This window comes from Sphingomonas sp. ERG5 (genome assembly GCF_000803065.1).
Lineage (GTDB): Bacteria > Pseudomonadota > Alphaproteobacteria > Sphingomonadales > Sphingomonadaceae > Sphingomonas.
The window spans coordinates 47262-67649 of record NZ_JSXI01000016.1 but is presented as its reverse complement, the minus strand read 5'-3'; the positions used below and the strand labels follow the sequence as shown (position 1 = coordinate 67649).

22 protein-coding genes are annotated in these 20388 nt (G+C 64.1%); 19 read left to right on the top strand and 3 right to left on the bottom strand.

All coding sequences use genetic code 11. The features are described from left to right. Positions 1-28 precede the first annotated feature (28 nt). From OO12_RS04235 to OO12_RS04220, 4 genes are all read left to right on the top strand, one after another. The gene (locus tag OO12_RS04235) at positions 29-1678 is read left to right on the top strand and encodes a GGDEF domain-containing protein (RefSeq protein WP_235364680.1); all 1650 of its coding nucleotides are present in this window, start codon (positions 29-31) and stop codon (positions 1676-1678) included. 93 nt (positions 1679-1771) lie between these two features. Next, the gene (locus OO12_RS04230) at positions 1772-1969 is read left to right on the top strand and encodes a hypothetical protein (protein ID WP_034157395.1); all 198 of its coding nucleotides are present in this window, start codon (positions 1772-1774) and stop codon (positions 1967-1969) included. Positions 1970-2049: 80 nt separating this feature from the next. Then, positions 2050-3741: an AMP-binding protein gene (locus OO12_RS04225; protein ID WP_034157394.1), complete on the top strand. Its 1692-nt coding sequence runs from the start codon at positions 2050-2052 to the stop codon at positions 3739-3741. Positions 3742-4095: 354 nt separating this feature from the next. Continuing rightward, positions 4096-4830, top strand: a complete 735-nt coding sequence (locus tag OO12_RS04220) for a class I SAM-dependent methyltransferase (RefSeq protein ID WP_034157393.1) — start codon at positions 4096-4098, stop codon at positions 4828-4830. 6 nt (positions 4831-4836) lie between these two features. Here the strand turns inward: OO12_RS04220 and OO12_RS04215 are convergent, their stop codons facing one another. Continuing rightward, positions 4837-6195, bottom strand: a complete 1359-nt coding sequence (locus OO12_RS04215) for an NAD-dependent succinate-semialdehyde dehydrogenase (RefSeq protein WP_034157392.1) — start codon at positions 6193-6195, stop codon at positions 4837-4839. Between the two features lie 140 nt (positions 6196-6335). Here OO12_RS04215 and OO12_RS04210 point away from each other — a divergent pair, with 140 nt between their 5' ends. From OO12_RS04210 to OO12_RS04185, 6 genes are all read left to right on the top strand, one after another. Further along, the gene (locus OO12_RS04210) at positions 6336-6575 is read left to right on the top strand and encodes an exodeoxyribonuclease VII small subunit (RefSeq protein ID WP_034157391.1); all 240 of its coding nucleotides are present in this window, start codon (positions 6336-6338) and stop codon (positions 6573-6575) included. A 4-nt stretch (positions 6576-6579) separates the two neighbouring features. Continuing rightward, entirely contained in the window at positions 6580-7479 is a 900-nt protein-coding gene (locus tag OO12_RS04205; RefSeq protein ID WP_034157390.1) for a polyprenyl synthetase family protein, read from the top strand. Between the two features lie 23 nt (positions 7480-7502). Then, positions 7503-8003: a pantetheine-phosphate adenylyltransferase gene (gene coaD / locus OO12_RS04200; protein ID WP_200887384.1), complete on the top strand. Its 501-nt coding sequence runs from the start codon at positions 7503-7505 to the stop codon at positions 8001-8003. 91 nt (positions 8004-8094) lie between these two features. Continuing rightward, positions 8095-8850 carry a peptidylprolyl isomerase gene (locus OO12_RS04195; RefSeq protein WP_082006356.1) on the top strand — a complete coding sequence of 252 codons (756 nt, stop codon included), beginning with the start codon at positions 8095-8097 and terminating at the stop codon, positions 8848-8850. Between the two features lie 52 nt (positions 8851-8902). Continuing rightward, positions 8903-9940: a tRNA preQ1(34) S-adenosylmethionine ribosyltransferase-isomerase QueA gene (queA, locus tag OO12_RS04190; protein ID WP_034157388.1), complete on the top strand. Its 1038-nt coding sequence runs from the start codon at positions 8903-8905 to the stop codon at positions 9938-9940. Positions 9941-10184: 244 nt separating this feature from the next. After that, positions 10185-11096 carry a bifunctional helix-turn-helix transcriptional regulator/GNAT family N-acetyltransferase gene (locus OO12_RS04185; RefSeq protein WP_034157387.1) on the top strand — a complete coding sequence of 304 codons (912 nt, stop codon included), beginning with the start codon at positions 10185-10187 and terminating at the stop codon, positions 11094-11096. Between the two features lie 328 nt (positions 11097-11424). Here OO12_RS04185 and OO12_RS04180 read toward each other — a convergent pair whose 3' ends face one another. Continuing rightward, complete coding sequence (locus OO12_RS04180) at positions 11425-12669, bottom strand: alkaline phosphatase family protein (protein ID WP_082006330.1); 1245 nt, start codon at positions 12667-12669, stop codon at positions 11425-11427. Next, positions 12666-13187, bottom strand: a complete 522-nt coding sequence (locus OO12_RS27385) for a DUF1543 domain-containing protein (RefSeq protein ID WP_235364679.1) — start codon at positions 13185-13187, stop codon at positions 12666-12668. The genes OO12_RS04180 and OO12_RS27385 overlap by 4 nt, the downstream gene beginning before the upstream one ends. Before the next feature lie 78 nt (positions 13188-13265). On the opposite strand from OO12_RS27385, the gene OO12_RS04170 reads away from it, so the two are divergent. The 9 genes from OO12_RS04170 to OO12_RS04130 all read left to right on the top strand — a co-directional run bounded on the left by OO12_RS04170 (position 13266) and on the right by OO12_RS04130 (position 20349). Next, complete coding sequence (locus OO12_RS04170; protein ID WP_052215528.1) at positions 13266-14075, top strand: AraC family transcriptional regulator; 810 nt, start codon at positions 13266-13268, stop codon at positions 14073-14075. Between the two features lie 732 nt (positions 14076-14807). Next, positions 14808-15347, top strand: a complete 540-nt coding sequence (locus OO12_RS04165; protein WP_034157385.1) for a hypothetical protein — start codon at positions 14808-14810, stop codon at positions 15345-15347. Next, positions 15344-15544 (top strand): hypothetical protein, encoded by a 201-nt coding sequence (locus OO12_RS04160; RefSeq protein ID WP_082006328.1) that lies wholly within the window; start codon positions 15344-15346, stop codon positions 15542-15544. Before OO12_RS04165 ends, OO12_RS04160 begins: the two co-directional genes overlap by 4 nt. Positions 15545-15650: 106 nt before the next feature. Continuing rightward, complete coding sequence (locus OO12_RS04155; protein WP_052215571.1) at positions 15651-16181, top strand: calcium-binding protein; 531 nt, start codon at positions 15651-15653, stop codon at positions 16179-16181. After that, positions 16150-16902: an HAD hydrolase-like protein gene (locus tag OO12_RS04150; RefSeq protein ID WP_235364678.1), complete on the top strand. Its 753-nt coding sequence runs from the start codon at positions 16150-16152 to the stop codon at positions 16900-16902. Before OO12_RS04155 ends, OO12_RS04150 begins: the two co-directional genes overlap by 32 nt. Beyond that, entirely contained in the window at positions 16903-17709 is an 807-nt protein-coding gene (locus OO12_RS04145) for a nucleotidyltransferase domain-containing protein (RefSeq protein WP_052215527.1), read from the top strand. After that, the gene (gene tgt, locus OO12_RS04140; protein ID WP_034157384.1) at positions 17702-18838 is read left to right on the top strand and encodes a tRNA guanosine(34) transglycosylase Tgt; all 1137 of its coding nucleotides are present in this window, start codon (positions 17702-17704) and stop codon (positions 18836-18838) included. Before OO12_RS04145 ends, tgt begins: the two co-directional genes overlap by 8 nt. 11 nt (positions 18839-18849) lie before the next feature. Further along, positions 18850-19053 (top strand): hypothetical protein, encoded by a 204-nt coding sequence (locus OO12_RS04135; RefSeq protein ID WP_235364677.1) that lies wholly within the window; start codon positions 18850-18852, stop codon positions 19051-19053. A 264-nt stretch (positions 19054-19317) separates the two neighbouring features. After that, positions 19318-20349: a cell wall hydrolase gene (locus OO12_RS04130; RefSeq protein ID WP_235364676.1), complete on the top strand. Its 1032-nt coding sequence runs from the start codon at positions 19318-19320 to the stop codon at positions 20347-20349. Positions 20350-20388 lie beyond the last annotated feature (39 nt).

The following is a 20388-nucleotide window of genomic DNA, read 5'->3' as shown; positions in this document are numbered from 1 at the left end:
CATGCTTCGGGCGTGGTTTTTCAATCTCTTGGCGCTGATAGGTGCCTGCCTGGCGACATTGGTCGCCACGGCCGCGCCTGCTTATGCTCAGGCCGGCACGGTCGGAAAGCCCGTTACCGTCTGCGTCCTGCGCGCCGCGCCGGGGATGACCGCGGCGGCATTGATCCGCACGCCGGGCAAGTTCGATTGCAAGACGCCACAGGCCAGGTTCGGACCGGGCGATTATTGGGCGATCAGCGAGCCGCTCGATTTTGACGGCAAGGGGCAACGCCTCGGCGTTCGCGTGTTGAGCGTCTGGCAGAAGAGCATGACGCTCTATGCGGTCTATGCCGATAACAAGGTCGCGTCGATCCAGACCGACGTCCACGCCGCCACGCGCAATATCCAGCTGGGTGCGATCGTCCAGCGCTGGCTGCCGCGCCGTGACGTGCCCGTCGTGCGGCTGTTGTGGCACGTCGAAGGCAGCATCAACATGCGCGGCATCTTGATCGCGCCAACGATCGCCACCGGCAGCGAAGCCGCATTGTCGAACACCATCATGGCCGCGCTCTATGGCGGGTTCGGTGGGCTGTGCCTGGCCTTGCTGCTTTACAATCTCGGGCTGACCCGCGCGCTGCGGCAAAATTACCTGCCGCTGTACTGCCTGATGTTGATCGGGCTACTGCTCTATGCCTTTTCATCGTCAGGCGCGCTTGGCTGGGCCCTGCCCGACATCGCCAACACCGCGCGGCTGCGCATCAACTATGTTTCCCTGTCGATCATCGGCGTGTCGGCAATCGCGTTCCTCGGGCATTTCTTCGAAGAAGGCGTGATGACGGCGCGCCTGCGCGCGCTGATCCTCATCGCTTCATTGGCGGTCGCCCTGCCCTCGCTCGGCATTGCGCTGCTTGCGCCATGGGGGCTGCACGTCTTCGACCTGCTTTTCACCTTCGGCTTCGCGGTGCTGATCCTGTCGATCATCCCGATCCTGTACAGCGCATGGCGACACAAGAGCCCGTTCCTGTGGCTGTTCGTCGTCGCCTGGTCGGTGCCGATCGCGCTCGCGGCGGCGCGCACGGCGTATAATCTCAATTTTCTGCCCTATAATTTCTGGCTCGATAATTCGACGATCGTCTCAATGGCGGTCGAGGCGGTCCTGTCATCATTGGCGATCGCCTATCGCATCCTGCTAATCAGTCGCGAACGTGACGAGGCGCGCGAACAGGAGATCGCCGCGCGGCTGCTCGCCGATACCGATCCCCTGACCGGGCTTCTCAACCGCCGGGCCTTTCTGCAACGAGCGATCGGCCGCCAGGGCAATCAATCGCTGCTGTTGATCGACATCGACAACTTCAAGCGAGTCAACGACACGATCGGGCATGACGGCGGTGATGAAGTGCTCCGCGTGGTCGCCCGCATCCTGCGCGCATCGGCGAACGCCGAAGCCCTGGTCGCCCGGATCGGCGGCGAGGAATTCGCCGTGGTGACGGCCTGCAACCGTCCGATCGAACCCGAAGCCATCCTTAGCGGATTCCGTAGCGGCCGGATGCCGTTCGACCTCGCGGTGACCGCCAGCATCGGGGTTTGCAACGGCCCGCTCGCGCGCGAGATCGACTGGAAAGCACTGTATCGCGCCGCGGACCGCGCGTTGTTCGAAGCCAAGGCAGCGGGCCGCGACCGGGTGCGCGCAGCCGCATAAAAGGGCCGTTATGGCCTGGATACGCTTGCCGTTACGCCGCCGATTCGCTACCGGAGCAAGCACAGGGGCAATTTAACGAGAAGGACCGCGCCGATGCGCGATCGTCGTATTGCCATGGCTGTCGTTGTGGCATTGCTGTTCGTAATCGCCGTGCGTCATCCCTCGGCAGATATTCGCATCATCACCCATGATCAGGCCGATCGTTCGCCGCATCGCGTGCAGGCGGCAGTCGATGTCGGGCTGTTCGCCGTGTCGGTGCTGATCACCTGGACCAAACGGTTCGCGGGCTGAGTGTGTTTTAATGTTGCCGTCCGGACGACAAGACATTCTCGCGCTTGCGCGGCAGGAAACCGCTGCTTACACCAATGTCAATGAACGACCCTGTCAGCGCCTGGACCAACGCCTATCGTCATCCCACCCGCTGGGACACGGCGTTCCCGCCACTCTCGATGGTCGAACTGTTCGACCGTGCCGCGGCGCTGGCGGGTGATGCGCCGCTGGTCGATTTCCTCGGCCGGCATTACAGCTATGCCGAGACGCTGGATGGCGCCAACCGCGTCGCCGCCGGGCTGATCGCGCTGGGTTATGGGCCGGGCGACCGGATCGGGCTCTTCCTGCCCAATGTGCCGCATTATGTCGCCGCCTATTACGGCATCCTCAAGATCGGCGCGACGGTGGTCAATTTCTCGCCGCTCTACACCGTCGACGAACTGGCGCACCAGGTCGCGGATTCGGGCACGCGCATGTTGTTCACCGTCTCGGCCAGCGCGGTGCTGCCGACCGCGCTGAAAGTGCTCGACCAGAGCGGCCTCGAACGGCTGGTGGTCGGATCGGTCGCAGGCGCGCTGCCACCGGCAAAGTCGTTGCTCTACCGCCTGTTCAAGGGCAAGGAGACGACCAAGCGGCCCGACGATCCGCGCATCATCGCGTTTTCCAAGCTGATCGACAATGACGGCCGGCATGACCCGGTGGAGATCGATCCGGTCGATCATGTCGCGCTGATCCAATATACCGGCGGCACCACCGGCACGCCCAAGGGCGCGATGCTGACGCACCAGAATCTGTCGGCCAATGCCCGGCAAGTGATGGGGCTCGACCCGCATCCCGGCGCGGTCGACCGTATTCTCGGCGTGCTGCCGCTGTTCCACGTCTTCGCCAATACCTGCGTGCTCAACCGCACCGTGCTCAATGGCGGTTGCATCGTGATGCTGCCGCGCTTCGATGCGGGGCAAGTGCTCGCCGCGATCCACCGCACCAAGGCGACCGCCCTGCCCGGCGTGCCGACCATGTACCAGGCGCTGCTCGATAATCCGAAGATCGGCCAGACCGACTTCACCTCGCTGCGCATCTGCATCTCGGGCGGCGCACCGCTGTCGGCCGAACTGAAGGCGAAGTTCGAGGCGGCCACGGGTGCGACCGTGGTCGAGGGCTATGGCCTCTCGGAAAGTTCCGGCGTGGTCTCAGCCAACCCCTATGAGAATGAGGGCAAGCCAGGGACGATCGGCCAGCCGCTGCCCGCCACCAATGTGCGCCTGGTCGACAAGGGCGACCCGAACCAGCCCGCGCCCGAGGGCGAACCGGGTGAGTTGGTGGTATCCGGGCCGCAGATTCTGAAAGGCTATTGGGGCAAGCCCGACGCCGATGCCGATGTGTTCGTAACCGACGCGGCCGGCACGCGCTGGCTGCGCACCGGTGACGTCGGCACGATCGACCCCGACGGCTTCATCCGCATCGTCGACCGACTGAAGGACATGATCGCGGTCAGCGGCTTCAAGGTCTTTCCGAGCCAGATCGAGAATATCCTCTACCGCAATCCGGCGGTGAAGGAGGCATTGGTGATCGGCCTGCCCGACGCCTATCGCGGCGAACAGCCGCGCGCCTATGTCACGCTGACCGACGGCAACGCCGCGACCGGGGAGGACTTGCGCGACTGGCTCAACCCGCAACTCGGGCGGCACGAACGCGTCGATGAGGTGGTGATCCGGCTGACCATGCCCAAGACGATGATCGGCAAACTCAGCCGCAAAGACCTGATCGCCGAGGTCCTTGCCGAAGGCGTCTGAGCGCGCGGATTTTCCCGCTGTTCCGCGTTGTTATGTTGGCTTTTCGCGGCACAATTATCACGCCGCTTCAATAGCCTGGATCAAATCCATACTGCTATCGATAACAGCAACGAAGTATCTCTATTTGTATCAAAAACAATGGTAATAGAATTACGGTAAAGTAATGCGATTCCGCGGCCTCGCCCGAAGTAAAATCGGCCGCGTGGCACCAGTCTTTACGATGACCATATCTGTCCCAGACCGGCACGCTCGTCGTTCCCGGACCTTAACCATTGGCGTTAGTGTCGTTTTAAGCATCTTTTGACGGCAAGACAGGCTATATGACTGCTTCGGGACCGAGGGAAACGCCATGCAATGCAAGCAGTTTTATCGCGGCTCCGTAACCGTCACCCGGGCGAAATCGCACGGCTGATCGGGAAGAATATCCACCACGCCATCGCCGCCCTGTCGCACGAACAGCGCCGCCGCCGCGCTGTCGATCTCGCGTTCGACCGGCGCTGGGGCACCGACACCAGCCGCGGCGTGAGCGTTCACGACCTGGGCATCGATCTATCGCGGATCGAACAATGCAATCGCTACGATCCGAGCAGCGCGGCAATGCTGCTCGATCCGGTCATGGCCTTGGGTATCGATCCGGCCGTCCATCATTTCATCGATTATGGTGCCGGCAAGGGCCGGGCGATGATGCTCGCGATGGAGATGGGCTTTGCGCGGGTTTCCGGCATCGAACTTTCCGGGCGACTGTGCGAAATCGCGCGCGACAATATCGCGCGTTTTGCGAGCCAGCATTCCGGCATGCCGCCCGTCCAGGTGATCGGCGCCGATGCGGCGGCGTTCATGCCCGACGGACATGATATCGTCGCCTATTTCTACAACCCCTTCAACGCGACGGTGATGAACATGGTCAGGAACCGGCTGGAGGGCGCGTTAAGCCGGACGACCGGACGCGTGGTGGTGATCTATGCCAATCCCGAACATGCCGCGGTGTTTGCCGATACCCCGGGGTGGCGGCAGGGCCCCTCCACCCGGGGCGTGGCAACCTTCATGGCCACAGCGGACAAGTTCAGGCGCCACACGCCGGTCGCCTGAGGCGGCCTATCCGACCACCGTCTTCAGGTTCATGAACTCGTGCAGGCCATAAGGGCCAAGCTCACGGCCATGACCCGATCGCTTGATCCCGCCGAACGGCGCTTCCGGGCTGCTCGCGAGCATCTGGTTCACCGCGGTCATGCCCGCTTCGATATCGCGTTCGAAGCGCTCGCGTTCGGCCGAATCGTTGGTCCAGACCGAAGACCCCAGGCCGAACGGCACATCATTGGCAAGCGCGATGGCGGCATCGAGATCGGCGGCCTTGAACAGCATCGCGACGGGGCCGAATAATTCCTCCCGCGCAACGGCATGGCCGATCGGCACGTCGACCAGGATACCGGCGGACATATAAGCGCCCTTACCCGGCAGGGCTTCGCCGCCGACGATCAGCCTGCCTCCCTGGGCCTCGATCATGCGGATCTGGTCGAGCACGGTCCGGCGCTGCTCCTCGCTCGACAACGGGCCCATATCGGTGGCCGCGTCCATCGGATCGCCCGCCTTGACCGCTGCCATGCCAGCGACGAATTTCTCCAGGAACGCGTCATAGATATCGGCATGGACGATCATGCGTTTGGCGCAAATACACGACTGGCCGGTGTTCTGGATGCGTGCGGTCACCGCCGTCTTCACCGCTGTGTCGAGGTCGGCCGACGGCATGACGATGAACGGGTCCGACCCGCCCAGTTCGAGCACGACCTTCTTCAGCGCCCGGCCCGCCGCCTCGGCGACTTTCATCCCCGCCCCTTCGCTGCCGGTCAGTGTGACCGCGACGATTCGGTCGTCGGCGATCAGCGCATCGACCTGGCCCGATTTGATCGCCAGATTCTGGAACACCCCGGCCGGCGCGCCTGCCGCGACCACCATCTCCTCGATCGCCGCTGCGACGCCCTGCACGCTCGAGGCGTGTTTCAGCAGCCCGACATTGCCCGCCATGATCGTCGGCGCAAGGAAGCGCACCACCTGCCAATACGGGAAATTCCACGGCATCACCGCCAGCACCGGCCCGATCGGCAACCACCGCGCGGTGGTCGTGCCGGCCGCAGTGGTGATGCGGTGCGAGCCAAGCATTTCGGGGCCCCGCTGCGCATAATAGCGAAAGCCCGCCACGCATTTCTCAACCTCGGCGAGCGCGGATTTCAACGTCTTGCCCATTTCCCGCACCGCGATTTCGGCCAGGCGGCGCTTGTTGGCATCGAACTGATCGGCGATCGCGGAGAGCAGCGCCGTGCGCGTCGCATGATCGGTCTTGCGCCATGACCGGAACGCGTCATGCGCGCACTGCACCCTGATTTCGATTTCGTCGCTGGTCAGTTCGGCAAAGGAATCGCCGGCCTCGCCGGTCGCTGGGTTGATGCTGGTGAACACGCGCGCGCTCCTGTGATGTGTCGTGACAACGAAGCTGGTGACGTTGCTTTCCCGCTTAAAATGGGCAGGCCGGAGAAAAGCCGCGTTTTGGCCAACCGCCGTCCTTGACCCTCCTCGCCCGCCTGCCGCATAGCGGCGGCATGGATAATCCGATCGAAGAATTGTCGTTCGAGGCGGCGCTCAGGGAGCTGGAGACGATCGTCTCGCGGCTGGAAAGCGGCGACGCGCCGCTCGACGAGGCGATCCGCCTCTATGAGCGCGGCGATCAGCTGCGGCAGCGCTGCAAGGAGCGGCTCGACGCGGCGCAGGCGCGGATCGAGGCGATCCGGCTCGACGGCGAAGGCCGGCCGACAGGCACCACAAACTTTGCCGCCGGCTGAGCGCGTGAACGCCCCCTCCCTGACGCTGCAGGCCGCGCTGGGCGATGTCGCAACCGATATCGACCGGCGCTTCGATGCGTTGCTGGCCATCCCCGACGATCCGCGCGCCGATCTGTACCGCGCGATGCGTCATGCCGCGATCGGCGGCGGCAAGAGGTTGCGGCCGTTGCTGACCATGGCGACGGCGCAATTATTCGGTGTCGACCGCGACTGTGCCGGGCGCGCCGGCCTCGCGATCGAATGCATCCATGTCTATTCGCTGATCCATGACGATCTGCCGGCGATGGACGATGACGATATGCGCCGCGGCAAGCCCACCGCGCACAAGATGTTCGGCGAAGCGACGGCGATCCTCGCCGGTGATTGCCTCCATGCGCTGGCGTTCGAGATTCTTGCCGACATCGCCACGCATGGCGACCCGCATGTCCGCGTCGAGCTGATGCTCGACCTGTCGCGCGCGTCCGGCCCGAATGGCATGGCGGGCGGGCAGATGATGGACCTGGAGGCGGAGAAATCGAGCTTCGATTTGCCGACCGTCACCCGCTTACAGGCAATGAAGACCGGCGCGCTGATCGCCTGTTCAGTTGAGGCCGGTGCGATTCTCGGCAGGCTACCGCCCGAACAGCGCACCTCCTTGCGCGGCTATGCCCGCGATCTCGGCCTCGCCTTCCAGATCGCCGACGATATCCTCGATGTCGAGGGCGATGAAGCGGCGGCGGGCAAGAAGCTCGGCAAGGACGCCGCGGCGGGCAAGGAGACCTTCCTGTCGCTGCTCGGCCTCGACCGCGCGCGCGCGCAGGCGCGCATGCTGGTCGACCAGGCGGTCGAACATTTGCAGGGCTTTGGCGCCGAAGCCGATTTGTTGCGCGACATCGCCCGCTTCGTGATGGACCGCGATCGCTGAATTCGGGGGACGACAGCATGACCATTCGCACCGGCGTCTATCCCGGCACTTTCGACCCCGTCACCCTGGGGCATATGGACATCATCCGGCGCGGCGCGAAGCTGGTCGACCGGCTGGTCATCGGCGTGACGACCAACCCGTCCAAATCGCCGATGTTCAGCCTCGAAGAACGCATGGAAATGGTCAAGCGCGAGGTCGCCGATGTCAGCGGCGAGATTCATGTCGTCGCCTTCGATTCGCTGCTGATGGACTTTGCCGAGCGCGAGGGTGCGAAAGTCATCGTGCGCGGCCTGCGCGCGGTCGCCGATTTCGAATATGAATATCAGATGGCGGGAATGAATCAGCAGATCAATCCACGCGTCGAGACGGTTTTCCTGATGGCCGATGTCTCGCTGCAGCCGATCGCCAGCCGGCTGGTCAAGGAAATCGCCCTGTTCGGCGGCGACATCCATAAATTCGTCCCCGCCCGCGTGCGCGACGAAGTCGTCGCCCGGGTCGAAAAGATCGGCCGCAAGGGGTCCTGAAATAGCGAAGACCCGGCCCAAGGTTCGGATTGGCGCGGCCCGGGATTTGCTTTAGACGCAGGGCCATTCCCTCGATAGTTGCGAGACCATGATGCGTTTGATTGCCAGCCTGATTGCGTGTTTGACGGTCCTGATCGCCGGTCCTGCGGTGGCGCAAGATATGGTCCAGCTCGTGCAGCGTGCGCCCGCCGCGTCCGCGACCGACAAGGAAAACCTGCTCTATCTCGATCTGTCGACCGGTGGCCGGGTCATCATCTGGCTGCGCCCCGACGTCGCACCCAAGATGGTCGAGCGAATCAAGACGCTGACTCGCCAGCATTTCTATGACGGCCTGCTGTTCCACCGCGTGATTGACGGCTTCATGGCCCAGACCGGCGACCCCAAAGGCAACGGCACCGGCGGATCGACGCTGCCCGCCGTGCCGGCCGAGTTCAATTACTTGCCGCATGTACGCGGCGCGGTCGCGGCGGCACGCGAAGGCGCCGCCGAAGGCGCCGATGCCGCCGCCAAGAAAAAAGCCGAAGACAGCGCCAACAGCCAGTTCTTCATCGTGTTCCAGCCGCGCCTGTCGCTCGACAAGAAATATACCGTGTTCGGCCGCGTGCTCGAAGGCATGCAATATGTCGACACGATCGAACGTGGCGAGCCGCCGCAGAATCCTTCGCGCATCCTCCACGCTTATGTCGCGGCGGACAATCCTCCGGCCTATACGCCAGCCCCGGTGGAAGCCCCGGCTGCCCTGGGTCCGCCAGTGACTCTGCCGGGAACCGGGTTGGGCACTGCGACGATCGGCACGAAACCCGTCGCGAAGCCGACCCCCAAAAAGCCGGCCGCAAAGAAGAAGTAAGCGCCGCTCGCTGTCGCAAATTGGCGGCACGGGGCGGATTGGCGGGAACGGCATGAAGGTCGATCTGTTCGATTTCGAATTGCCGCCGGAGCGCATTGCGCTGCGGCCGGCGGAACCGCGCGACGCCGCGCGCCTGCTGGTGCTCGACGGCGCCGGCCCTGACGGGGCGACGCGCGACCTGCATGTCGGCGACTTGCCCGCGCAGCTACGCCGCGGCGACATGCTGGTGTTCAACGACACGCGCGTCATTCCCGCTCAGCTCGAAGGCCTGCGTGGCGCGGCGAAGATCGGCGCGACCCTGCATAAGCGCGAAGGTCCACGGCGCTGGCGTGCCTTCATCCGCAACGCGAAGCGCTTGCATGACGGCGATGCGATCGATTTCGGCCAAGGCGTCATGGCGACCGCGTCCGACCGCGCCGAGGATGGCAGTTTCGCGCTGACCTTCGCCGGCGACGAACCGGTCGAAGCCCTGCTCGAGCGCGCGGGGCGTATGCCGCTACCGCCCTATATCGCCGCCCGGCGCCAGGCCGATGCGCGCGACGCGGACGATTACCAGACCATGTTCGCCGCCGAAAAAGGCGCGGTCGCCGCACCCACGGCGGCGCTGCACTTCACGCCCGCGCTGACGGCGGCGCTGGCCGATGCCGGCATTGGCCAGGCGACGCTGACCCTTCATGTCGGCGCCGGCACCTTCCTGCCGGTCAAGGTCGACGATACGGCGGAACACCGGATGCACGCCGAATGGGGCCGCATCGACGCCGCGACGGCCGACCGCCTCAATGCCGTCCGCGCGGCCGGTGGCCGGGTGATCGCGGTCGGCACCACCAGCCTGCGCCTGATCGAAAGCGCCAGCGGCGAAGACGGCATGATCCGCCCGTTCGAGGGCGACACGGCGATCTTCATCACCCCGGGCTACCGCTTTCGCGGCGTGGACGGGCTGATGACCAATTTCCATTTGCCGCGCTCGACCCTGTTCATGCTGGTCAGCGCGCTGATGGGTCGCGAGCGGATGCAAGCGGCGTACCGGCACGCGATCGAGAATGGCTATCGCTTTTACAGCTATGGTGATTCCGGCCTGTTGCTGCCGTAACCAGCCGTCAACGGCTGAGATAGTCCCGCGGCATCCGATCGCCCTGAGCCACTCGGCGTCGGCCCCTCGGCTGGTGAAATCATCGCGTTCAACGCACAGGTTCAACGCCTCCGCTCTGCTCTGGGGATCGCGATGCGCCCGAGCGGTCGCCCTGAACGCATGATCCGTTCGGCCGAGACGACGGGAGCCTGTGCCCGCGCGGATAATAGTTGACAGAGTCAACCACTATCCGCATCCTTGCGACATGGACTCGACGATTCAGTCGCTGCGCGCCTTCAACCGCTTTCACACCCGCTTCATCGGGGTACTCGGCGCGGACTATCTCCACAGCACGATGTCGCTGACCGAGGCGCGGTTATTGTATGAGATCGCAACGCGCGATGCCCCGCTGGCAGTCGATCTGCAGCAGATACTCGGGCTCGATGCCGGCTATGCCAGCCGCATCGTCCGGCGCTTCGAACAGCGCGGCTGGGTCGCGCGCGGTCGAAGCGACGATGCCCGCCGCCGCCCGATCGAGTTGACCGAAGCGGGGCGAGCGATATTTGCCGACCTTCAGCGACGCCAGCACGACTTGCTCGAAAGCCGGGTCGGATCACTCGGCGCGGCCGATCGCCGCATGCTGGTGACCGCGCTCGACACCGCGCGCAACCTGCTCTCCCATACCGAGCCGGCCGGCTATACCGTGCGGACATTCGAAACCGGCGACATGGGGCTGGTCGCCGCGCGCCAGGCGATCCTTTACCACGAAAGCCATGGCTGGGGGGCGCCGATGGAGGTCTTGCTGGGCGAGGTAACCTCCCGCTTCCTGCGCGATTTCCAGCCGGGGCGGGAGCAATGCTGGATCGCCGAAAGCGCGGGCACGATGGCCGGGTCGGTGTTCGTCGTCGATGCGGGCGATGGCGCCGCGCAGCTGCGATTGCTCTATGTCGAGCCTTGGGCGCGCGGCATGGGCATCGGCGGTGACCTCGTCGCGCGCTGCCTGACCTTTGCGCGGGCAGCCGGATATGGGTCGCTGCGCCTGTGGACTCATACCATTCTGGAAAGCGCGCGCCGCATCTATGCCGATGCAGGACTCCGCATTGTCTCTACCGAGATACACCATGAATTCGGCAAACCCGAGCAGGGCGAAACCTGGGAAATCGCGCTGAACACGTAATTTATTTCGGGGACACAATACTAAACTTGGACTTCCGCTTGCATTTCCGCAGGCTGAACACTCGACCGGTCCGCTTCCTATTGCTCGCCCCCCTCCTGCCCACCGGGCGGGCGATACGCAGCCTGCGTCATGTGATGTGCGGCATCGGGGATCGCGAGGCGCGCCATGGCCCTTGGTACCGTCATTCGGCGACGCCGGCTAATTAGTATTGTGTCCCTATATTAGTTGATGGGGATGCGAGTTTGTTGCTGCCGTGACAGGAGGTGGCCGATTGCGCTTCCAATACCCGCCTTCGCCGCTCGCTACGGTCCGCGCACAACCCTCGCCGTCATCGAACAGCACCACAGCCATCCGGACGCGGAATAAGCACCCTGCAAAATGAGGCGATGCTACCGTCGGTTTTGACAGGCTTTATCCGCAAAAGATGAGACAATAGGGAATATACATCGACATTCTCGAAAGAATTCAATTCGGCGCCACTCGTTATTCCCGGACCAGCGGCGAGAAAGAACGCATGCATATCCTGCATCGCATTGTCGTAGCCATGCATGCCTCGCATGGCGTTGCAACGAAGATCGGATCGGACGCAGAGGACATACCCCGGATCCGCGACCAGCAAAAAAGGCGGCGCGCGATCAGAGGTGCTGTTGTGGAAACGCTTTGGCAGGTCGCCCTTGGCCACCATGCGCAAATGGTCGGTATCGCGGGGCAGCGTGGGGACATAGCCATGCTGCGGCCACAATGCCATCGCGGGGCCCGATCCCAGCGCGACGCGGTTCAACCTGTTCAGATCAACCAGATCATCGACATTGATATTATGGCCGGCAGGCACGTCCATGTGCCCATGATCTGCCACGATCACGATCGCCGTGGTGTCGAACGCGCCAATCTCCTTGAGCCTCGCGACGAGATAACCGACCATCGCGTCAACCTGCGTGACCGCGTCCCGGGTCTCGTTCGATTCCGCGCCATGGGCATGTTCCGCATCATCAACCAGCGGGGTGTAGATCGTCAGCAACGCCGGTCGCTTGTCATCGCCGCGCGTCAGGAGATCGATCACAGTGTCGACGCGCGCGTTGAGCGGCATTCGCGCATAAAACGGGTCATAAGACATGCCGTAAGTGGGCCGCCCCTCACCCTGGGTGGCTTCGGAGCCGAGCCAACTCAATATCGCCGTCTTGCCGCCCTGCTTCTCCAGCGTCGCCCAAATGGGCTCCCCCCGCCACCAGCGACTGTCGTTGAACGGCCCGTCCCGGAAGCTTCGACCCGTTGCGGGATCGAACATCTCGTTCGCCACTATGCCGTTATGATCCGGATAGAGGCCAGTCGCGATGGCCCAGAAGTTTGGATATGTCAGCGAAGGCCAGACCGGGATCATCTCGGCCCGCACGCCGCTCCTGGCCAGCATATCGATATTGGGGGTATGGAACCGGTCCGGGATATCCCAGCGAAAACCATCGATCCCGATCAGAATGACGGCCTTCGGTTTGGCATGCGCGTCCCGCGCCGCGGCCGGACTTGTCGCCAGCATCGCGGACGAAACTAGAACCACGATAAGAGATATGATTCTCATTGTTCATTCCACGCGATCAATGATGGACCATAGAACAGGGAATCGCGGATGCTGCTGTCGGACGGTTGAACGACAACGCTGTATCCATCGACATGCGACACCCCCTGCACATTATCGACGGCCCAAAGATTGTCCTTGTGCGCGAGGAATAAATCCCGGCCGGCTGTTTGCAGTACGCGGGCGCTCGCTAACGCCGCGCTCTTTTCCACGACGAGGCTGACGTCGTGGAACTCTCCGAATGCTCCCTGGCGATAGAAACCGATATTGACGAAGAACAACCTGTCGTCCGCCATCGCGGGAGAAGAAGGTGGCGTTTCAGCCAGGCGTATCTCAAAACCCCCGACGTGCGAGACTTCGCGTAGGGTATCGAGGTGAGCGGAAGCCGGCTTTCCGGGCCATCGCGCCTTTGCCATTTCCGCCGCGCTGCTCAGCTCTTCCGCCGCCAGAAAGCAGACATCATGGGCTTCTATGCTGAGCCCCTCGATTGCTCCGCCGATACAAGCCATATATAATTTCACGGTGCTGCCTTTTATCAAGCGCTATGCGTCGCGGGTCGCGTTCGGCATCGATATGGCGGCGGTTTCGTAGGGTATATCATGGAATTTCAGCCCCGGACCTCGCCGCGAGTTGCTGACTGGCATGGCCAGGCGATCGGGATTCAACTGTTGCCCGGCCAGGGATATCGCACGAGCGAACCAATGACCGCGGCCAGCTTCGGATTGTCCTATGAGCGGCAGCGCGGCGTGCACAGCATCGCCTCCGACAAGTATCGAGACTTTGACCGCTTGCCGGGAACTTATTGCTGTATTCCGGCCGGTGTCGACATGTTCTCGGAGTCCGAATTGGGCGGCGAATATCTGGTGATACGATACGACCATAGCCTGGTGGACGACTTTTCTCCGATGGTCGATCATATCCTTCGGGGCAGCAATTATGGAATTTGGGTTATCGCGCAGGCGATCCGTTCAGCGCTTCTGATCGGCCAGGACGATGAAAACCAATTGGAGGAGCTCGCCCTGCAGGTGATGATGGCGATCCACGAAAGCCTGCCCTCCAAGGGCAGATACCTCAGCCAGGCTGAAGACCATCACCTTGTCTCCATTGGATTGGAAATCATCCAGGATAATCTGGGCAGCGAGCGTTTCAGGTTGTCGGACATCGCAACGACGCTGGGCTTGTCCCAAGTCGCCTTTCTGCGGGTTTTTCGACGGGTGACAGGTCTCTCCCCCAGCGAGTTCGTGCGTGAGTGCCGCGTCCAGCGCGCGCGCCGGTTGATCGGGGGACACCCCGCGCGATCCTTGAGCGAAATTGCCTTTGCAAGCGGCTTTTCTCACCAGTCACATATGGGCGCCGCCTTCCGACGCGTTCTCTCCATGACGCCGCTCCAGTACCGTCAGGCTATTTGACGATACTTGGTTGGTATTGGCGCTCATTAGGGCGGACAGTCATGCAACGTGCGGATCCGTGATTGCCATGGTCCATGATTTGGTGGCGTGACTCCGCACTGGCCGCTGCCGGAAATGGTTCGGCCCGATTCAAATCGCTCTCCGACATCGTCATTCCTGTTCTACCGCGCAGGTCTCGCGGCACCGGTACCCCCTTCGACCAGAGAGCTGAATCGAGCCGCCCTGAATCGAGCAATCCATGAATCTCCCCGGACACTTCCCGTTTTTCCCGCAGAGCGCTCGCAAAATTCCCGTGCGGCCGCGCCGGTTTTCCCGCAGATTTTCCCGCAGATTCCCGCAGAGCCCTCGAAAAAGCGGATTCCCGCAGCCCTTCCCGTGGCTGCGGGAATTTGGGTCGAAAATCGCTGGCGCCAAATCACCGCGGCTCTGAGGTAATGGCGCCCCCGATTCAAACCCGCCCTTCTCGCTGCCAGGACACCCCCAATCGGCACCTGAATACCGCTGCCCGCTCTTTGACATGTCCAGCACCAACCGCGCCCCTGTTGCGCCGATGACGGCAGGGCCCGGCACCCGATCCGCCACTAGGACGTGGTCGCTGGCCGAACGCCGCTCGCTTGGGATAACGCGTATTGCTACGCTTCTTGCGCCAGCCGGCGAACGGTCCTTCCACCGTGAATGTCTGAACCCGGCCAACGCCATGTTTCTTCGCTGCCAACAGGATGCCGGTCACCCATGCTCAGTCAGGCCGAACAGGCGATCCTGAACCTGGAGCAAGCGCGTGACTTGCGTGCTTCCGGCACGCCCTATCGGCAAATCGGTCGCCAGCTCGGGCTCACCTCCGGGCAACTCGGGCATATCCGTCGGACGCTCAAGCGGGAAAAAGGGTCACGCACCAGGCTGTTTTCGGCGAACCGCCAGGCAACGGACCGGGATTTGCCGGTCAGTCAGTCCGCCCTGCCGTCCGGCCTGCGGCAACGTCTCACCGCATCGGGATACCGAACGCTCGGCGACCTGGCGGACAGGCTTGCCGATCCGGACTTTCCCGGGCTGGAAACCATGCCCGGCATCGGCCCGCACCGGGCCAGACTGGTGAACAGGCTATTGGATCATTTCGGCCTGCTCCCCGGGCCGGACGACCTGCAGGCGGCGATCGAGCATATCTTTCCGGAATTCGGTGACGCGCCGCCGGGCGGGCAAGGGTCAGGGCCCGTGAAAAAACCAGCGCCATCATCTGGACGCCGCCGTGCCCGCCCCGCTATCGGCACGCGATGAGCATCATCGCCACCATCATGAATACGTCCACCGGACAGCCCATCCAGCGCATGACCTTCGGGCGCATGCCCAAGCCCTGGGCCTCGTTCAACCTCGAGAGCGGCGAGCTCGTCACCGCCGACCGCGTCCATGTCGGCAAGCCTGCGCCGGGCAAGTTCGTCGCACCGGTCGAAGTGTGGGTGACGCCCAAGAGCTGAGGGCCGGCCAATCGCCCGGGACATCGCCAACAATCTATCGCCATCACCGCCGGAATGGGGCTATCGCTGCGATGACCAAGGGCGACGCAGCCCTGAAAGGATGCCGATGCGCCGCCTGATTCTCGCCGCTGCCATGATGGCGATGCCCGCCGCCGCGCAGCAGTCCCCCGCGCCGACCACCACTGCCCAGCCCATCGCCACCGCGCCACCTGGTCCCGGTCAGCCCGCCGCGACGATCGTCGCCGAGCCGGTTGCGCTGATGATCGCCGCCTGCGACGCGGATGGCGACGCGCGCGTGACGGCCGCCGAGCTGACCGCATGCGTGGCGAAAACCTTTGCCGGCACCGAGGGGGCGGCGAGCGGATCGATCGGCTATATCGCCTATAGCGACTGGGCGCTGAAATGGCTGGGCGACCGAAATGCCCTGCCCAGCCCGTTCACGGTCGATGCCGATAATGACAACCGCATCACCCTGGCCGAGATGCAGGCGCAGTTCGCCAAGCTGTTCGCACGGTTCGATGTCGACAAGGACGGCGTGGCGACGCGCGCGGAATTGCTGACCATCAAAAGCGGGTTCCGCGATCAGGGTGGCCCGGGCGGCGAGCATGGCAAGCGCGGCGGCAAGCCACGACGGTGAGCAGGATCGGCCCGGGCCCGATTGCGGGCCGGCGATGGCGGCGGTATCGAGCCTGATGACCGCGTCGCGCTACAAGATGGTGATCTTCGATTTCGATGGAACGCTTGCGGACAGCGGCGACTGGTTCCTGTCGATCTCCGACGAACTCGCCGACCGCTTCCGCTTCCGCCGCGTGCCGCCCGAGGAAATCGAGATGCTGCGCGGCCAGTCGAGCCGTGAAGTGATCCGTTACCTGGGCGTGCCGCGGTGGCGGTTGCCGGCGATCGGGCGGTTCGTTCATGCGCGACTTGCCGAGGAGACGGACCGGATCCCGTTGTTCGAGGGCGTCAGGCCGATGATCGAGGCCCTGGTCGCCGCCGGCATCCGACTCGCTCTGGTCACCTCGAACTCGCAACATAATGCCTGCGCCATCCTCGGCCGCGAGATCACCGATCATATCGAGCATTTCGAATGCGGCGCATCGCTGTTCGGCAAGGCCCCGCGCTACCGCAAGGTATTGCGCCGCGCGAAGCTGTCGCCCGATCAGGTCTTCTCGATCGGCGACGAGACACGCGACATCTCCGCCGCGCACAAGGTCGGGATCAAGGCCGGCGCGGTGATGTGGGGCTATGCCAACCGCGCCGCGCTGGCCCGGCTTGCGCCCGAAGCGATGTTCGAAACACCTGCTGAGGTGCTGCAATTGCTGCTTGGCGAACAGCCTGCGCCCCTGCCCGTCGCCTAGATGCGCTCGATCCCCGACACTTTCGATGCCGCCACCGTCGTGGCGATCGACGCAAGGCTCGATTCGGTCGCGCGCGACGAGCGCGTATCGCTGCCGCTGGTGATCGAGAGCGGCAGCCGCGCCTGGGGCTTCGCGTCGCCCGACAGCGACTATGACTGCCGCTTCATCTATGTCCGCAGGCGACGGGATTATCTGGCGTTATGGCCGAAACGCGACGTCATCGAAACGCCGCTCGACGCCGTGCTTGATGCCAATGGCTGGGATCTTGCCAAGGCGCTGCGGCTGATGGTCAAGGGGAATGCGGTGGCGGTCGAGTGGCTGCGCTCGCCGATCGTCTATCGCGGCGACCGGGAATTTCGCGACGCGCTCGACGCCTTTGCGATCAAGCACATGCCCGCCGATGCGGTACAGAGCCATTACCTCCATCTCGGACTGCAGCAATGGGGCGTGCACGGCGCGAGAATCACCTCCGGCAAGAAGCTCTTCTATGCGCTGCGCCCCGCGGCGGCCTTGCGCTGGGGCCGGTTGCACGATCGCGCCCTGCCGCCGATGCATTTCCCGACATTGATGGCGGAGGGCGATCCGCCCGCCGATGTTGCCGCGATCACTGCCGACCTGATCGCGCGCAAGGCCGAGACCCGGGAACGCGGCGCGGCGGTCATTCCGGCCGAGATCGCGGCGTTCATCGAAACCGAATATGCACTGGCGGCGAACCCGCGGCGCGATCGCCGTACCAGCGACACGGCGAAGGTGGCCGCCGACGCCTTGTTCATGACCTTATTGGACCGATTTTCCCCCGATGACTAAACCCCGTTTCGACTTCACCATCCACGCCACCGACGGCAAGGCGCGCAGCGGCGAGATCGCGATGCGGCGCGGCACGATCCGCACGCCCGCCTTCATGCCGGTCGGTACCGCCGCGACGGTCAAGGCGGTCAAACCCGCCGATGTGCGTGCCAGCGGCGCCGACATCATTCTCGGCAACACCTATCACCTGATGCTGCGCCCCGGCGCGGAACGGATGGCGCGGCTTGGCGGTCTGCATGGCTTCATGGGTTGGGACCGGCCGATCCTGACCGATTCGGGCGGCTATCAGGTGATGAGCCTGTCCGACCTGACCACGCGGAGCGAGGATGGCGTAACCTTCAAGAGCCATCTCGACGGCACGCGCCACACGCTCAGCCCGGAACGCTCGATCGAGATCCAGCGGCTGCTCGGCTCCGACATCGTCATGGCGTTCGACGAGCTGGTCCCGACCACGTCGACCCGCGAGGTTCAGGCGGCGGCGATGGCGCGCTCGATGCGCTGGGCGAAGCGTAGCCGCGACGCCTTCGACGCCGGCGGCGAGCATGCCGAGAGCGCCGCGCTGTTCGGCATCCAGCAGGGCGCACTCGATCCGCGGCTGCGCGGCGAGAGCGCCGGCGCACTGATCGAAATCGGCTTCGACGGCTATGCGGTCGGCGGGCTGGCGGTGGGCGAAGGCCAGGAAGCGATGTTCGCCTGTCTCGATTTCGCGCCCGGCCAATTGCCCGAGGACAAGCCGCGTTACCTGATGGGCGTGGGCAAGCCCGACGACATTGTCGGCGCGGTCGAACGCGGCATCGACATGTTCGATTGCGTGCTGCCGACGCGCTCGGGCCGCACCGGCCAGGCCTTTACGCGCCAGGGGCCGATCAACATCCGCAACGCGAAGTTCAGCGAGGATATGGGACCGCTCGACCCGGCTTGCGGCTGCCCGGTATGCAAGACCTGGAGCCGGGCCTATCTTCATCACCTGGTGCGGGCGGGCGAAATCCTTGGCGCAATGCTGATGACTGAGCATAACCTGTATTTCTATCAGGCGCTGATGGGCGATTTGCGCGCAGCGATCGTTGAAGGGCGGCTGAAGAGTTTCGCCGATGGGTTCAGGGCGGATTATAACAAGAGTGCGACGTGAAGGATGATGGCGTGAGTGACGAGAGCGTACCCGAAATGAACGAGATCGAAGCGGCAGCGCATGAGGCAAAGCGCGCACGCGCCGCCGCCGATGCCAGCGTGGCGAAGCGCGATAGCAGTGGCAATTGGCCGATCGGGCCGATCAGCATCGGTATCGGTTCGGCCGCGCTGGTGGCTGCGCTGCTCTACGCGACCCGGTCGCGCAAGAAGCGCTAGGCGAGATTTAACTCTCCGTCTCCGTTCGTGCTGAGCGTGTCGAAGCATCGTTCTTTTCTTTCTGCGGTCGAGAAAGTGGAACAGCGCTTCGACAAGCCAGGGCGAACGGGTTTCTCGGGACATCGCCCCGAAAGATTACGTTAACTATCAACTGTTTCGTCGTGGGACGCGGCGAAATGGGGGGCATCCTGTTAAGCCCCTTCACGCTATGCGGGCACAGGCGGACTCAAGGGCTGAGTCGGCATGGGCCAGGGGCGCGACCGCTTGACGCTGGACTTGATCAGGAACTGGTTCCGGATGCGGCGGCTGGGCAAGCTCGGCGTCGCGGGGATCGTTGCGCTGGTCTTTGCCGGCGTGTCGGCGCAAGCGGCGCTACGCGCGATCGTCGAGCATAGCGGCCAGCCCGTCATCGCCGCGCCGCGCGCGATCGGCTATGAAGCCGAGGATCATTTCCCCGGCGCCGCCTATCTCTATGTCGCCGATGAGAATGCCGCACCGGCCAAGGGCGCGACCGGCACCGCCACATTGCCCGATCTGCCGTTGCCGCCCGAGGCTGCGTCGCTTGCCGCCGACACGTCGATCCGGCCCGCCTTGCCTTTCTCGATGCATTCCGCCAGCGCCACCGATCGCGGTCGCGCGCTGGAATGCCTGACTGCCGCGATCTATTACGAGGCCGCCTCCGAGCCCGATGCCGGGCAGCAAGCGGTCGCACAGGTGATCCTCAACCGCGTGCGCCATCCCGCCTTTCCCGCAACAGTGTGCGGCGTGATCTATCAGGGGTCGGAACGCACCACCGGATGCCAGTTCAGCTATGCCTGTGACGGCTCGATGGCGCGCATTCCCGCCAAGGCATATTGGAACCGCGCGATGCGCGTCGCGGCGCAGGCGCTGAACGGCTTCGTCTACGCCCCGGTCGGCATGGCGACGCATTACCACACTTATGCGGTGACACCGTCGTGGAACCGCAGCCTGGTAATGACCGCTGCGATCGGCGCGCATTTTTTCCATCGCTGGCAAGGCTATTGGGGCACGCCGGCGGCATTCCGGCAAGTCTATCGCGGCGGTGAACCGCTGCCCGGCCCGCATCCCCGCGCGGAAATGCCCGCCGTCACTATGGCCGCGGCGGCCGCCGTACCACCCGCACCGCGCACGGCTCCGACAGCAATTCAGCCGGCCTATGCACAAAGCGGGATGCCGACCAACGGCTACACGCCGCCTGTCGCCGCGCCGGCTTCGCTGCCGGGAGAGTCGCAGATCCTCGACCGCTGGAAGGATTCGGGCAAGCCGCTCCGCTGAAACGCGAAACGGCCCCGCCATCGCTGGCGGGGCCGGTCT

Bases quoted from the DNA above. Each gene is read 5' to 3' on its own strand.
- OO12_RS04230 (WP_034157395.1), top strand. From the start codon at position 1,772: ATGCGCGATCGTCGTATTGCCATGGCTGTCGTTGTGGCATTGCTGTTC.
- OO12_RS04225 (WP_034157394.1), top strand. From the start codon at position 2,050: ATGAACGACCCTGTCAGCGCCTGGACCAACGCCTATCGTCATCCCACC.
- OO12_RS04220 (WP_034157393.1), top strand. From the start codon at position 4,096: ATGCAAGCAGTTTTATCGCGGCTCCGTAACCGTCACCCGGGCGAAATC.
- OO12_RS04210 (WP_034157391.1), top strand. From the start codon at position 6,336: ATGGATAATCCGATCGAAGAATTGTCGTTCGAGGCGGCGCTCAGGGAG.
- OO12_RS04195 (WP_082006356.1), top strand. From the start codon at position 8,095: ATGCGTTTGATTGCCAGCCTGATTGCGTGTTTGACGGTCCTGATCGCC.
- queA (WP_034157388.1), top strand. From the start codon at position 8,903: ATGAAGGTCGATCTGTTCGATTTCGAATTGCCGCCGGAGCGCATTGCG.
- OO12_RS04185 (WP_034157387.1), top strand. From the start codon at position 10,185: ATGGACTCGACGATTCAGTCGCTGCGCGCCTTCAACCGCTTTCACACC.
- OO12_RS04180 (WP_082006330.1), bottom strand. From the start codon at position 12,669: ATGAGAATCATATCTCTTATCGTGGTTCTAGTTTCGTCCGCGATGCTG.
- OO12_RS04170 (WP_052215528.1), top strand. From the start codon at position 13,266: ATGGAATTTCAGCCCCGGACCTCGCCGCGAGTTGCTGACTGGCATGGC.
- OO12_RS04165 (WP_034157385.1), top strand. From the start codon at position 14,808: ATGCTCAGTCAGGCCGAACAGGCGATCCTGAACCTGGAGCAAGCGCGT.
- OO12_RS04160 (WP_082006328.1), top strand. From the start codon at position 15,344: ATGAGCATCATCGCCACCATCATGAATACGTCCACCGGACAGCCCATC.
- OO12_RS04155 (WP_052215571.1), top strand. From the start codon at position 15,651: ATGCGCCGCCTGATTCTCGCCGCTGCCATGATGGCGATGCCCGCCGCC.
- OO12_RS04150 (WP_235364678.1), top strand. From the start codon at position 16,150: ATGGCAAGCGCGGCGGCAAGCCACGACGGTGAGCAGGATCGGCCCGGG.
- OO12_RS04145 (WP_052215527.1), top strand. From the start codon at position 16,903: ATGCGCTCGATCCCCGACACTTTCGATGCCGCCACCGTCGTGGCGATC.
- tgt (WP_034157384.1), top strand. From the start codon at position 17,702: ATGACTAAACCCCGTTTCGACTTCACCATCCACGCCACCGACGGCAAG.